Genomic DNA, 12,427 nt, shown 5'->3' on the forward strand with positions numbered 1-12,427 from the left:
TCCGACGCCCTGCTCGCCTCCCGCAAGCGCTGGGTGAGCTGGCCGCGCACGGGGCTCGGCACGCCGCCAAAGCCTGGCCCACGTAGGGCCAGGGGAGTGCCAGGCAGCGGCGGATCTTCCGCAGGGCGGGATGGCCGTGCGCGCCGGAGCCTTCGCGGTGATGCCCTCCCGCCCCCTTCTGCCGGACACGGCCCCCCAAGGCTCCCGCCGCCGCGAGGGCCCGCGCCGGGAAGGGCGCGTGCCGGGAGCGGGACGTGCCGTGAGCGGTCGTGCCGGGGAAGGGGCGCGCGCCGCGAAGCCCGCGCCCGCGAGGGGGCGTGTGGTGCAGGCTCGCGCAGCGGAGGGCGGCGCCGCGAAGGGCCGCGCCGCGAAGGGCCGGGCCGCGAAGGCTCGCGCTGTGTGGGCCCGCGCCGGGAGGGGGTGTGGGTGCAGGCTCGTGCCGGGAATGGCCGCGCCGTGCGGGCCAGTGCCGCGATGGCTGCGCCGTGAGGGCCCGCGCTGGGAGGCGGCCGTGCCGCGGAAGCCTTCGTGCTACAGGGCCGCGGCTGGGAACGCGCGGGGCCCTGCCGCTGGTGCGGCAGGGCCCCGGGGTCGGTCGCCGGTCGGACGGGCGGGGTCGGTAGCCGGTCGGACGGGCCGGTGTGGTCGGCGGTGGATGCGGCCGGTGGTTTCTCTGGGCTCAGGCGAGGCCCAGGCCCTGGGCGACGCCCTCGCCGAGGTCCTTGTGGATGTTGGTCCAGTACTCGACGACGCGCTTGCGCATGTCGGTGGTCACCTCGGGGGCCGAGGCGTGGCCGACGATGTTGCTGACCAGGTGGGCGCGGTCGGTGTCGGACAGTACGTTCTCCCACAGCGCGCGAGGCTGCACGTAGTCGTCGTCCTCGGCGTGCTTGGTGTACGCGCTGCGCAGGATCTCACCGGTCACGTGGTAGTTCTCGCCCTCGTACAGCGACGGGTCGGCGGCGGGGCCGTTGACCGAGTTGGGGGCGTACACCGGGTCGCCGGGGTTGCTGTAGCGCATGCTGCCGTCGCGGTTGTAGCTGTGCACCGGCGACCTGGGCGCGTTGATCGGGAGCTGGAGGTAGTTGGGCCCGATCCGGTAGCGGTGGGTGTCGGGGTAGGAGAACAGGCGGCCCTGGAGCATCTTGTCCGGCGACGGGCCGATGCCCGGCACCAGGTTCGCCGGCTCGAAGCCCGCCTGCTCGACCTCGGCGAAGTAGTTGATCGGGTTGCGGTTCAGCACGAACCGGCCGATCGTGATCTCCGGGTAGTCGGAGTGCGGCCAGACCTTGGTCAGGTCGAAGGGGTTGAACCGGTAGTCGGCCGCGTCCTCGAACGGCATGATCTGCACCTTCACCTTCCACGCCGGGTGGTCGCCCGCCGCGATGGAGGTGTACAGGTCGCGGATGTGCGCGTCGGGGTCCTCCGCCTGGAGCGCCTTGGCCTCGGCGTCGGTGAGGTTCTCGATGCCCTGCTCGGTCTTGAAGTGGTACTTGATCCAGAACTTCTCGCCCGCCGCGTTGTACCACAGGAAGGTGTGGGAGCCGAAGCCGTGCATGTGCCGCCACGTCTTCGGGGTGCCGCGGTCGGTCATCAGGAACGTCACCTGGTGCGCCGACTCGGGGGAGAGGGTCCAGAAGTCCCACTGCATGTTGTGGTCGCGCAGGTGGTTGTCGGCGCGGCGCTTCTGGGAGTGGATGAAGTCGGAGAACTTCGAGGGGTCGCGGATGAAGAAGATCGGCGTGTTGTTGCCGACGATGTCGTAGTTGCCTTCTTCGGTGTAGAACTTGATCGCGAAGCCGCGCGGGTCGCGGGCGGTGTCGGCGCTGCCGAGCTCGCCGGCGACGGTGGAGAAACGCAGGAAGAGCGGGGTCTCCTTGCCCTTCTGGAACAGCTTGGCCTTGGTGTACTGGCTCACGTCCTCGGTGATCTGCAGGATGCCGTGCGCCCCACCGCCCTTGGCGTGCACCACGCGCTCGGGGACCCGCTCACGGTTGAAGTGGGCCATCTTCTGGATGAGGTAGTGGTCCTGCAGCAGAAGCGGGCCGTTGGGCCCGACGGACAGCGAGAACTCGTCGCTCGGCGCGGGAATGCCCGCGTCCGTCGTGGTGATGGGCCTGTCGGTCATTGCGCGGTCCCTCCGGATCGTCGGTGATGGAGCACGGCTACGCCTGGACTCCGAATCGCAGCCGATGGTCGTGGGGGGTGCCGGGGCTAGGTGGCGGCTGCTGCCGCCTGGCAGGAGGGGCAGATGCCCCAGAACGTGACGTCGGCCTCGTCGATGAGAAAACCGGCGCTGTCGGACGGATCGAGGCAGGGCGCCTCGCCCCTCACGCAGTCGACGTCGGTGACCGCGCCGCACCTGCGGCACACGAGGTGGTGGTGGTTGTCTCCCACCCGCGCCTCGTAGCGCGCCGGAGACCCCATGGGCTCGATCTTGCGAAGGAGCCCGGCCTTGTGCAGCGCGGCGAGAGCGTCGTAGACGGCCTGGAGCGAGACGTGCCCGACGCGCTCGCGCACCCGCCGGTGCACGGCCTCCACCTCAAGGTGGTCGCCTTCGCGCACGGTCTTCATGATCGCCAGCCGGGCCGCGGTCACCCGCAACCCGGCCGCACGAAGCCGGTCCACATCGCTCACGTTCGTGAGCCTATGCGGTAAACCTGAATCATTCAAGTAAAGGAATCCTTCCAGGCTTGTGTCCGGGTATGTCCCAAGTATGGGGAAGTTCATGCCTCTGCCCAGAGACGGCATGGTTCGGTATGGCATGCTTCGGTATCAATGGACAGCCACCCGACCCCCCGCCGCCGCCTGGCGCTCGCGGCGGTCGCGGCTGTGTCGGCGCTGTCGGCCGCCGCCTGCTCGTCGGCCGCCGAGTCGCAGGACACGGGCGCGGGCTCCGCCGACAAGAGCGTCCAGTCGGTGGAGACGCCCACCGCCAAGCCGAGCCCGGTACGCCGGCCGTACACGATCAGCTTCGGCGGCGACGTGCACTTCGAGGGCGTGCTGCGCACGCGCCTGAACGCCAACCCCCGTACGGCGCTCGGCCCGATCGCCTCGGTGCTCAAGCGGGCCGACATCGCGATGGTGAACCTGGAGACGGCCATCACCACCGCCGGAACCCCCGCGCCGGGCAAGCAGTACACCTTCCGCGCCCCGCCGTCCGCGCTGACCGCGCTCAAGGCGGCCGGGGTGGACGTCGCGTCCATGGCCAACAACCACGGCATGGACTACATGGAGAGCGGGCTGGCCGACTCCCTGGCCGCCATCCGCAAGACGCGCTTCCCGGTGGTCGGGATCGGCAGGAACGCGGCGGCGGCGTACCGGCCGTACCGGAAGGTCGTCAACGGCAACCGCGTCGCGATCATCGGCGCGACGCAGGTGCTGGACGCGGAGTTCATCCAGTCCTGGACCGCCACCGACACCAAGGGCGGGCTGGCCTCGGCCAAGGAGGAGGACCGGCTGATCCAGGCCGTACGCGCGGCGCGCAAGAACTCCGACACGGTGATCGTGCACCTGCACTGGGGCACCGAGCTGCAGAAGTGCCCCAACGAGGCGCAGCGCTCGCTGGCCCCCAAGCTGATCGCCGCCGGCGCCGACGTGATCGTCGGCGGGCACGCGCACATCCTGCTCGGCAGCGGCTACCTCAAGGGCAGGTACGTCAACTACGGCATGGGCAACTTCGTCTTCTACAACTGGGGCCCCGAGACCGGCAAGACGGGCGTGCTGACCCTGACCATCAACGGGCGCAAGGTGCTCAAGGAGCAGTGGACCCCCGCGACCATCCAGGGCGGGGTGCCGGTGCCGCTCACCGGCTCGGCCCGCACCCAGGCGGTGGCCGACTGGAAGGCGCTGCGCTCCTGCGCCGGGCTCACCGCCAAACCGTAGGGCCGCGATGCCGAGGTGGGCCGTCGAAGGCCCGCTCGGCGACGAAATCCGGCGTCTGACGGGTAAAGCCTGACCAGAGTGCGGTCAAGCGGGCAAGATGAGGTGGTGTCCACCTTGCCAGCCGAACACCTTGACGACGGCACGGAGTCCACACCTTTGCGGCGTCGCCCCACACAGCGTCGCAGTGCCCGCCGGGTCGAGCGCATGCTCGACGCGTGCGCGGAGCTGCTCGACGAGATCGGCTACGAAGCCCTCTCCACCACCAGGATCGCCGAGCGGGCCGGGGTGGCCATCGGCTCGGTGTACCAGTTCTTCCCCGACAAGAAGGCCATCGCCCAGGCGCTGACCCGGCGCAACGTCGAGCTCTTCGCGGCGCGCGTCGGCGCCCGGTTCATGTCCGAGGAGCTCGGCGGGTGGTGGGACGCGGTCGATGCGATCATCGACGAGTACGTCGAGATGCACCGCACCGTCCCCGGCTTCCGCTCCCTGCACTTCGCCGACGTGCTCGACCTCCACCTGCTCGACACCGTGGCCGACAACAACACCGTGATCGCCGGTCGGCTGCGCGCGATGCTGCTGGCGGAGTACGGCCTGGCCGACAGCGCCGAGCTCGACCTGGGCCTGTCGGTCATCGCCGAGGCGGGCGACGCGGTGCTCAAGCTCGCCTTCCGGCACGACCCCGCGGGCTCCCCGGCCGTGGTGGAGGAGGCCAAGAAGCTGGTGCGCGGTTACCTGTCGTCCCTGCTCACGACGGCGGCGAGACGCGCCTGAGCCCGTCCCCGGCCCGCCGGGGCCGGTCGTCGTCCGCACCGCCGCGATCCCTCGCGCCGCGGCGGTCCTCGGCGACCGCCGGGGGCGGCTCGCACAGGCGCAGCCGCTTGGGGGCGTACACGCCGCCGCTCAGCCTGACCTCGCGCTCCCGCGAGCGGATCTCCGCCTCCAGGCTGCGCAGATCGCGCTCCGCCTTCTCGATCGCTTCGAGGCGGCCGGACAGATACCCGGCCGCCCCCGGCACGATGGCCGAGAGCGCTATCGCGCAGGTCACGGTGAAGGTCGCCTGCCTGGACAGCCCCATCGCAGCTTCCTTCCGCCGGCTGGATCGTCACGGCGTGTCGTATATGCCCGACTCGACGGAGGGACACGCTGTCCCGTAGTCAACCATGTACGATTCGTTGCCGAATCGAGGAGCCTGTCCGCTGTGCCCAATGTCCCGGCAAAATGGAGCGTCGCTCGGTAGTCTCGCGGTGTGGCGAATGTGACGCGTGAGCACCTTGATCGGTTGCTGGAGCATGCCCTTCTGGCGGACGACCACGAGTCGCTGGCCAGGCAACTTGACGAGCTCGCACAGTCGTACGTGTCGGGCGACGTCTCCCGCGCGGCCATCCTCGCCCTGGCCGCCGAGGAGTGGCGCCAGGCAGGCCAGCCCGCGCGCGCCCTCGACTGCTTCCAGCGTGCGGTTGACGACGGCGGCGAGGTGGCGGTGGACCCCCGCGCCGGGATCGCCGACACCCTCTTCGAACTCGACCGCCCCGACGAGGCCCGCCAGATAATCGCCAAGATCCACAGCGAGGGCACCGCGTCCCCCGCCACGATCCTCAACATCGCCGAGACCCTCGCCGCCTACGGCGACCTCAAAGCCGCCCACGAGTGGGCCACCCAGGGCGTCCTGCTGTTCACCCCCGGCGACGAGAACCCCGAACACGCCGCCCTCCTGCGCGCCCGCTACCGCATCCGCCTCGACCTCGGCCTCCCCGAGGACGAACTCGACGCCCAGCTCTCCTGACCCCGGCCCTCCGCCAGGGCACCCCTGAGGGGTCGTGTCCGGCGTGGGTGTGTCACCGTTCGGGAGGAGGCGGCCGGAGGGTGTCGCGTTTCCGCAAGTTGCGGCATCCACCCCCATCCCGTCGGGCGCAAGATCCACCGTTGCCCGGACACTCCCTCCGGCGTCGGTGTCTGCGGGGGGCCACGGGGAGGCTAGGCGCGCGCGCCTCTGTCGGGGTTCCGCGCGCGTCCGCAGGGTTCGGTGCCCCTCTGCCGGGGTTCCAACGCACGGGTCCTGGGCGCGCTCGCGTGGCGGCGAGGGGATGGGCGTTCGCGCATGGCGGCGGTTGGGCGCGCGTGGGGCGGTGGGATGGGCGTGCCGGGGTGGGGGCGGATGGGTGGGCGTGGGGCGGCGCGATGGCGCGCGCATGGCGGCGCGATGGGTAGGTACGTACCGGTGCGCGGTGATGGGGCACACGGGTCACGTCCCTCCGGCTCGCGCGTGCGTCAGGGCGCGATGGGCACGGCCGCACGGCCTTGCCTTGGCAGGCGTCGGCGGCTCTCGTGGGTGAGGGTGCCGGTCATCCGGCTCCGGGCCAGATCGACTATGGCGCTTGCCTCGGCCGGGCGCAGCGCGCTGGAGGCCGGTGGCCGGGCGCACCGCCTGGCTACGGCACTGCCGGTTGCGGCAGTGTCGGCTGCGGCACTGCCCTGCGGTGCCGCAGGTGCGCGGCGTGGGTGCCGCGCACCCTCGCGGCCGCCCGCTGCCGCCACGTGTTCTCCCGTGGCGGCAGTGGCACCTCGCCGATGACGGTGTCGATGAAGCCCATGACGGTGTCGATGAACGGGGAGGCACTTCGGCGGCACCACCTCGCCCCATAGTGCGGCAGCGCCTGCTGGGTGTGCGGGACCACGGCGTCCGGGAAGACCGCCTCCCGCAGCGCGGAGGTTGACCCCAGCCGGTGCCCGTCCCGGTCCTCAGGCGGCCCGACGTCCGCCACGACGGGCCCCGTACGCCCCTCCATCCGGGACTGGGACCGGTGTGCCATCGTGGCTGGTTACCAGGCCGGGAGCAGGCGGAGGGGGAGGGATGTCGTGCCCAGGGCCTCGGCGCCGGTGAGAAGGGCCGCCGGGGCGGGGCTGATCGACGCCGGGGCGGTCTCGGGGGCCGAGGGGAGGGCCGGGAGGCCGGGGATGTCGGGGAGGGTGGGAAGGGCGGGGAGGCTGTCCTGGGCCGGGAGGGGCTGCCTCGTGGCCCGGAGCGGCGTGTTCCGCGGGTGCCTGGCGGAGGTGTGGGGCCGGAGTGCGGCGGCCGGGTGGGCGGTGGTCGTGGCCATGCGCTTGGCGGCGGTGGGGAGGGCGGGCAGGTTGCCGCCCGCGGCGGCGCCGCCGAGGTTGCCCAGGCCGAGGATGGCGGTGGTGCGGGCCAGGCCGGGCAGGCCGGCCTTCTTGGCGGTGGTCTCCATGGTGCTCAGGACCTCGTCGCCGGCCGGTGGCTTGAAGCGGCGGGAGGTGGCGGTGGCGCGGATGCCGGTGTTCTTCTCGCACAGGGTGGCGAGGGTGGTGGGGTTCTCCAGCACCGTGAGCATCCGCAGGTCCTGACAGGTGGAGGCGGCGGCCGGGAGCGCGGTGAGCGCGGTCGCGGCGGCCGCCGCCAGGGCGGTTCCCACGGCGATCCCGATGCGCCGGGCCGGGCGCCGTGCGGCGCCCTGCCGGTTTCCTGCTGCGTTCGACATGCACGTCCCCCTGGTCGTGTCGGTGTCTTCGACCGTGTCGGTGTCTTCGACGGACGCCGAAGCTAGCAGGGGCGTGCGGGCCGCTCGCGGACTTGGGCCAATGGTGGGGAAGTGCTTACCTCAGCGGACGCTGGGCTCGCGGGCGGCCGAGACCGTGAGGGTGTCGCCGGCCTCGTCGAGGTCCACCACGACCTCGTCGCCGTCCTGGATCTCGCCGGACAGCACCTTCTTGGCGAGCTGGTCGCCGATCGCCGACTGGACCAGGCGGCGCAGCGGGCGCGCGCCGTACAGGGGGTCGTACCCGGTGAGGGCGAGCCAGTCGCGGGCGCCCGCGGTGACGGTGAGGGTGAGCCTGCGGTCGGCCAGCCTGCGGGCGAGCCGGGCCACCTGGAGGTCCACGATCCGGGTCAGCTCCTCCGAGCCGAGCGCGTCGAAGACGATCACGTCGTCGAGCCGGTTGAGGAACTCCGGCTTGAACGACGCCCGCACCGCGTTCAGCACCGCCGTACGCTTCGCGTCGGCCTCCATCGCCGGGTCCACCAGGAACTGGGAGCCGATGTTGGAGGTGAGGATCAGGATCGTGTTGCGGAAGTCGACCGTGCGGCCCTGCCCGTCGGTCAGCCGCCCGTCGTCGAGCACCTGGAGCAGGATGTCGAACACCTCGGGGTGGGCCTTCTCGACCTCGTCGAGCAGCACCACGGTGTACGGCCGCCGCCGCACCGCCTCGGTGAGCTGGCCGCCCTCCTCGTAGCCGACGTAGCCGGGAGGGGCGCCCACGAGCCGCGCCACGGCGTGCTTCTCGCTGTACTCCGACATGTCGATGCGGGTCATCGCCCGCTCGTCGTCGAACAGGAAGTCGGCCAGCGCCTTGGCCAGCTCGGTCTTGCCCACGCCCGTCGGACCGAGGAACAGGAAGGAGCCGGTCGGCCGGTCGGGGTCGGAGATGCCGGCCCGCGCGCGGCGTACGGCGTCGGAGACGGCCTGCACCGCCTGGTGCTGGCCGATCAGCCGCTTGCCGATCTCCTCCTCCATGCGCAGCAGCTTGGCGGTCTCGCCTTCGAGCAGCCGCCCGGCCGGGATGCCGGTCCACGCCGAGATCACCTGGGCGATGTCGTCGGGGCCGACCTCCTCCTTGACCATGGCGTCCTCGGGCTGCGCCTGCGCGGTGGCCTCCTGGAGCTCCCGCTCCAGCCTGGGCACCTCGGCGTACATCAGCCGGGACGCGGTCTCGAAGTCGCCGTCGCGCTGCGCCCGCTCGGCCGCGCCGCGCGCGTCGTCGAGCTGCTTCTTCAGCTCGCCGACCCGGTTCAGCCCGGACTTCTCCCGCTCCCAGCGCGCGACCAGGGCGTTCAGCTCCTCCTGCCGGTCGGCGAGGTCCTGGCGCAGCTTCTCCAGCCGCTGCCGGCTGGCCTCGTCGGTCTCCTTGGCGAGCGCCAGCTCCTCCATCTTGATCCGATCGACCGTACGCTGCAGCTCGTCGATCTCCACCGGCCGGGAGTCGATCTCCATGCGGAGCCGGGACGCGGCCTCGTCCACCAGGTCGATGGCCTTGTCGGGCAGGAACCGCGAGGTGATGTAGCGGTCGGACAGGGACGCCGCGGCGACCAGGGCGCTGTCGGCGATCTGCACCTGGTGGTGCGCCTCGTAGCGGCCCTTGAGGCCGCGCAGGATCGCGATCGTGTCGGCGACCGTCGGCTCGCCCACGAACACCTGCTGGAAGCGGCGCTCCAGCGCCGGGTCCTTCTCGATCCGCTCGCGGTACTCGTCCAGCGTGGTCGCGCCGATCATGCGCAGCTCGCCGCGGGCCAGCATCGGCTTGAGCATGTTGCCGGCGTCCATCGCGCCCTCGGCCGCGCCGGCGCCCACGACGGTGTGCAGCTCGTCGATGAAGGTGATGATCTGGCCGTCGCTCTCCTTGATCTCGCTCAGCACGGCCTTCAGGCGCTCCTCGAACTCGCCGCGGAACTTCGCGCCCGCGACCATGGCGCCGAGGTCGAGCGAGACGAGCCGCTTGTTGCGCAGGCTCTCGGGGACGTCGCCGGCCACGATGCGCTGGGCCAGGCCCTCGACGACGGCGGTCTTGCCGACGCCGGGCTCACCGATCAGGACCGGGTTGTTCTTGGTGCGCCGCGACAGCACCTGCACGACGCGGCGGATCTCGGAGTCGCGCCCGATGACCGGGTCGAGCTTGCCCGCGCGGGCCCGCTCGGTGAGGTCGACGCCGTACTTCTCCAGCGCCTGGTAGGTGTCCTCGGGCGTCTCGCTGGTGACCCGGGCGTGCCCGCGCACCTTCTCGAAGGCGTCGAGCAGCGCGGCCGGGGTGGCCCCCTTGGACTTCAACAGCTCGGCGATCGGCCCGCCGTCGGTGGCCAGGCCGACGAGAAGGTGCTCGGTGGAGACGTACTCGTCCTCAAGCTGCTTGGCCCGCGCCGCCGCGGTGTTGAGCACCACGAGGAGCTGGCGCGAGGTGGACGGCGCGCCGACCGTGGCCCCCTGTGCCTTGGGCAGCGCTTCGAGCTGCTGCTCGGCGGCGGTGCGCAGCGCCTTCCAGTCGGCGCCCACGGCCTCCAGCAGAGGTACGGCCGTGCCGCCGCTCTGGGCGAGCAGCGCGGTGAACAGGTGAGCCGGGGCGACCTCGGGGTTGCCTTCGGCGGCGGCCCGCCGAATGGCCGAGGAGATCGCCTCCTGGCTCTTCTTGGTGAGCTTGTAGTCCATGGCGGCTTCCCCCCGTAGCAAGGTTCGTGGCAGTTCGTATGGTTCGTCAGGCGGGTGGCAGTTCGTAGCGGATCAGCGCGCGGATCATGGAGAGCTCGGCCCGGAGCCGGTGGACCTCCTCGCGGAGGCGGATGTTCTCGTTCTCCAACTCCAGGATCCGCTTGATGCCGGCGAGGTTGATGCCCTCCTCCTGGGAGAGCCGCTGCACCTCGCGCAGCAGCACGATGTCTCGGGTGGAGTACAGGCGGCCACGACCGGCCGTACGGCCCGGACTGACCAGGCCGAGCCGGTCGTACTGCCGCAGGGTCTGCGGGTGCAGACCCGAAAGCTGCGCCGCCACCGAGATCACGTAGACGGGTGTCTCGTCGGACAGATCGAAGTAGTTGGCGTCCATGGGATCACTCGCTTCTGGCCAGCTCTATCAGCTCGGCGCGCGGGTCCTGGCCGGCGGTGATGTCGCGGAACTCGGTGAGCAGGCCGCGTGCCTTGTCGTCCAGGTTCTGCGGCACGGCCACCTCGACCGTGACGAGCATGTCGCCCTTCGTGCCGTCCTTGCGCGCCACCCCACGGCCGCGGACCCGGAAGGTCCGGCCGTTGGGCGTGCCCTCGGGGATGCGCACCGTCACCGGCATCCCCTTCAGCGTGGGCACCTTGATCTCCGCGCCGAGCGCCGCCTCGGCGAACGTGACCGGCACGGTGATCGTCAGGTTCTCGCCCGAGCGGCCGAAGACCGGGTGCGGCTTGACGTGGATCTGCACGTACAGGTCGCCTGCCGGGCCGCCGTTCTCGCCGGGCGCCCCCTTGCCCTTCAGGCGGATGCGCTGGCCGTCGCCCACGCCCGCGGGGATGCGGGCCTGGATCGTACGGGTGCTCTTGCCGCGCCCGCTGCCCTCGCAGACCGGGCACGGGTCGTCCACGATCAGGCCGCGGCCCTTGCAGTCGCGGCACGGCTCGGAGAAGGCGAAGTTGCCCAGGTTGCGGCTGGCCGCGCCGGTGCCGTCGCACGTCGGGCAGACGCGCGGGGTGGTGCCGGCCCTGGCCCCCGTGCCCGAGCAGGCCGAGCAGGCGGAGGAGCTGGTCAGCCGCAGGGACACCGTGGTGCCCTGCGCGGCCTCGGTGAAGCTCAGCGTCACCTCGGACTCGATGTCCTGGCCGCGCCGCGGGCGCGTGCCGGTGGTCGTGCGCCCGCCCCCGCGGTTGAACAGTCCGCCGAAGATGTCGCCGATCCGCTCGCCCGCCCCGGTGCCGCCGCCCGTGCCGCCGAACAGGTCGCCGAAGTCGAAGGGGAACCCGCCGCCACGGGGGGCGCCGCCCCCCGTGTAGCCGCCGAGCCCGCCCGATCCGAACAGGGTGCGCGCCTCGTCGTACTCCTTGCGCCGCTTGGCGTCGGAGAGGACGTCGTAGGCCTCCGAGACCTCCTTGAACTTGGCCTCGGTCTGCGTGTTGCCCTGGTTGGCGTCGGGGTGGTACTGCCTGGCCAGCTTGCGGTACGCCTTCTTGATCTCTTCGGCTGTCGCGGTCTTGGGCACACCAAGGACGGCGTAGTAGTCCTTCTCCAGGTAGTCCTTGGTGCTCATCTATTGCGTCCTTCGATCAAGAGGGGTGGTTTCAGTTCTCCGACGTGCCCTGCGCGCCGGGCTCACCGGAGGTCTCGCCGGACGGCTCGGCCCGCTCGGCCTGATCGGCGGCCGGCGCCGCCTGCGCCGCGGGCTCCTCGGGCTCGGCCACCGCCACCCTCGCCGGGCGGATGACCCGCTCGCCGATGCGGTAGCCGGGCTGCAGGATCTTGACGCAGGTCGGCTCGGTCACGTCGGGAGAGTAGCTGTGCATCAGCGCCTCGTGCACCGTCGGGTCGAACTGGTCGCCCTCGGCGCCGAAGGGCACCAGGCCCAGCTTGGTGAGCGCCGCCTCCAGCGACTCGCTCACCTTGGCGAATCCGCCGGTGAGCTCGCCGTGCTCGCGGGCCCTGCCGATGTCGTCGAGCACCGGGAGCAGCTCCATGAGCGCCCCCGCCACCGCCTGCTCGCGCACCGCGACCTGGTCACGCTGCACGCGCTTGCGGTAGTTCGAGTACTCGGCCTGCAGCCGCTGCAGGTCGGCGGTGCGCTCGGCGAGCTGCTCGGCGATGTCGCCCGGGGCGGCGGGCGCGCTCGCGGACGCGCCCGCTCCGTCGCCGGCGGTCTCGCCCGAGGGCGGGGGCGCGGCGTGCGCCCCCCGGCTCCGCGCCTCGCCCGTCTCGGGGTCGATCTTCCGGTTGTCGCGGATCACCGGCTCCTGATCGGGCCCGTTCTCACGCGTGTTCACGGATCGTTCCTCCTCGTCGCAGCCCG

The 12,427-nt window shown here is 71.8% G+C and carries 12 protein-coding genes; 3 read left to right on the forward strand and 9 right to left on the reverse strand.

All coding sequences use genetic code 11. The features are described 5' to 3' along the window. Positions 1 to 679 precede the first annotated feature (679 nt). The gene (locus tag HNP84_RS36495; RefSeq protein ID WP_185054579.1) at positions 680 to 2,128 is read right to left on the reverse strand and encodes a catalase; all 1,449 of its coding nucleotides are present in this window, start codon (positions 2,126 to 2,128) and stop codon (positions 680 to 682) included. Between the two features lie 86 nt (positions 2,129 to 2,214). Next, entirely contained in the window at positions 2,215 to 2,637 is a 423-nt protein-coding gene (locus tag HNP84_RS36500) for a Fur family transcriptional regulator (protein ID WP_312926554.1), read from the reverse strand. Positions 2,638 to 2,778: 141 nt separating this feature from the next. Here HNP84_RS36500 and HNP84_RS36505 point away from each other — a divergent pair, with 141 nt between their 5' ends. Both HNP84_RS36505 and HNP84_RS36510 read left to right on the forward strand, forming a co-directional pair. Then, positions 2,779 to 3,885 carry a CapA family protein gene (locus HNP84_RS36505; RefSeq protein ID WP_185054581.1) on the forward strand — a complete coding sequence of 369 codons (1,107 nt, stop codon included), beginning with the start codon at positions 2,779 to 2,781 and terminating at the stop codon, positions 3,883 to 3,885. Between the two features lie 204 nt (positions 3,886 to 4,089). Continuing rightward, positions 4,090 to 4,656 (forward strand): TetR/AcrR family transcriptional regulator, encoded by a 567-nt coding sequence (locus tag HNP84_RS36510; protein WP_185054582.1) that lies wholly within the window; start codon positions 4,090 to 4,092, stop codon positions 4,654 to 4,656. Here the strand turns inward: HNP84_RS36510 and HNP84_RS36515 are convergent. Then, a complete protein-coding gene (locus HNP84_RS36515; protein WP_185054583.1) occupies positions 4,631 to 4,960 on the reverse strand; it encodes a hypothetical protein in 330 nt (109 codons plus the stop codon). The two genes, HNP84_RS36510 and HNP84_RS36515, sit on opposite strands and share 26 nt — an antisense overlap. A 171-nt stretch (positions 4,961 to 5,131) precedes the next feature. Between HNP84_RS36515 and HNP84_RS36520 the strand changes: the two genes are divergently transcribed. Beyond that, on the forward strand, positions 5,132 to 5,668 hold the full coding sequence (locus tag HNP84_RS36520; protein WP_312926557.1) for a tetratricopeptide repeat protein: 537 nt from the start codon (positions 5,132 to 5,134) through the stop codon (positions 5,666 to 5,668). Between the two features lie 646 nt (positions 5,669 to 6,314). On the opposite strand, the gene HNP84_RS36525 is transcribed toward HNP84_RS36520, so the two are convergent. The 6 genes from HNP84_RS36525 to grpE all read right to left on the reverse strand — a co-directional run bounded on the left by HNP84_RS36525 (position 6,315) and on the right by grpE (position 12,401). Beyond that, a complete protein-coding gene (locus HNP84_RS36525; protein WP_185054584.1) occupies positions 6,315 to 6,695 on the reverse strand; it encodes a hypothetical protein in 381 nt (126 codons plus the stop codon). 9 nt (positions 6,696 to 6,704) lie between these two features. Then, entirely contained in the window at positions 6,705 to 7,382 is a 678-nt protein-coding gene (locus tag HNP84_RS55490; protein ID WP_185054585.1) for a hypothetical protein, read from the reverse strand. A 120-nt stretch (positions 7,383 to 7,502) separates the two neighbouring features. Further along, on the reverse strand, positions 7,503 to 10,097 hold the full coding sequence (clpB, locus tag HNP84_RS36535; RefSeq protein ID WP_185054586.1) for an ATP-dependent chaperone ClpB: 2,595 nt from the start codon (positions 10,095 to 10,097) through the stop codon (positions 7,503 to 7,505). Positions 10,098 to 10,143: 46 nt separating this feature from the next. Further along, the gene (locus HNP84_RS36540) at positions 10,144 to 10,491 is read right to left on the reverse strand and encodes a heat shock protein transcriptional repressor HspR (RefSeq protein ID WP_185054587.1); all 348 of its coding nucleotides are present in this window, start codon (positions 10,489 to 10,491) and stop codon (positions 10,144 to 10,146) included. A 4-nt stretch (positions 10,492 to 10,495) separates the two neighbouring features. Continuing rightward, the gene (dnaJ, locus tag HNP84_RS36545; protein ID WP_185054588.1) at positions 10,496 to 11,674 is read right to left on the reverse strand and encodes a molecular chaperone DnaJ; all 1,179 of its coding nucleotides are present in this window, start codon (positions 11,672 to 11,674) and stop codon (positions 10,496 to 10,498) included. A gap of 31 nt (positions 11,675 to 11,705) precedes the next feature. Continuing rightward, positions 11,706 to 12,401, reverse strand: coding sequence for a nucleotide exchange factor GrpE (gene grpE, locus HNP84_RS36550; protein WP_312926561.1), 696 nt, complete (start codon positions 12,399 to 12,401; stop codon positions 11,706 to 11,708). Positions 12,402 to 12,427: the final 26 nt, after the last annotated feature.

Origin of the sequence: Thermocatellispora tengchongensis (genome assembly GCF_014202315.1) — a bacterium.
Lineage (GTDB): Bacteria > Actinomycetota > Actinomycetes > Streptosporangiales > Streptosporangiaceae > Thermocatellispora > Thermocatellispora tengchongensis.

Excerpts from the sequence above, each read along its gene's own strand:
- HNP84_RS36495 (WP_185054579.1), bottom strand. The coding sequence starts at position 2,128 with ATGACCGACAGGCCCATCACCACGACGGACGCGGGCATTCCCGCGCCG.
- HNP84_RS36505 (WP_185054581.1), top strand. The coding sequence starts at position 2,779 with ATGGACAGCCACCCGACCCCCCGCCGCCGCCTGGCGCTCGCGGCGGTC.
- HNP84_RS36510 (WP_185054582.1), top strand. The coding sequence starts at position 4,090 with ATGCTCGACGCGTGCGCGGAGCTGCTCGACGAGATCGGCTACGAAGCC.
- HNP84_RS36515 (WP_185054583.1), bottom strand. The coding sequence starts at position 4,960 with ATGGGGCTGTCCAGGCAGGCGACCTTCACCGTGACCTGCGCGATAGCG.
- HNP84_RS36525 (WP_185054584.1), bottom strand. The coding sequence starts at position 6,695 with ATGGCACACCGGTCCCAGTCCCGGATGGAGGGGCGTACGGGGCCCGTC.
- HNP84_RS55490 (WP_185054585.1), bottom strand. The coding sequence starts at position 7,382 with ATGTCGAACGCAGCAGGAAACCGGCAGGGCGCCGCACGGCGCCCGGCC.
- clpB (WP_185054586.1), bottom strand. The coding sequence starts at position 10,097 with ATGGACTACAAGCTCACCAAGAAGAGCCAGGAGGCGATCTCCTCGGCC.
- HNP84_RS36540 (WP_185054587.1), bottom strand. The coding sequence starts at position 10,491 with ATGGACGCCAACTACTTCGATCTGTCCGACGAGACACCCGTCTACGTG.
- dnaJ (WP_185054588.1), bottom strand. The coding sequence starts at position 11,674 with ATGAGCACCAAGGACTACCTGGAGAAGGACTACTACGCCGTCCTTGGT.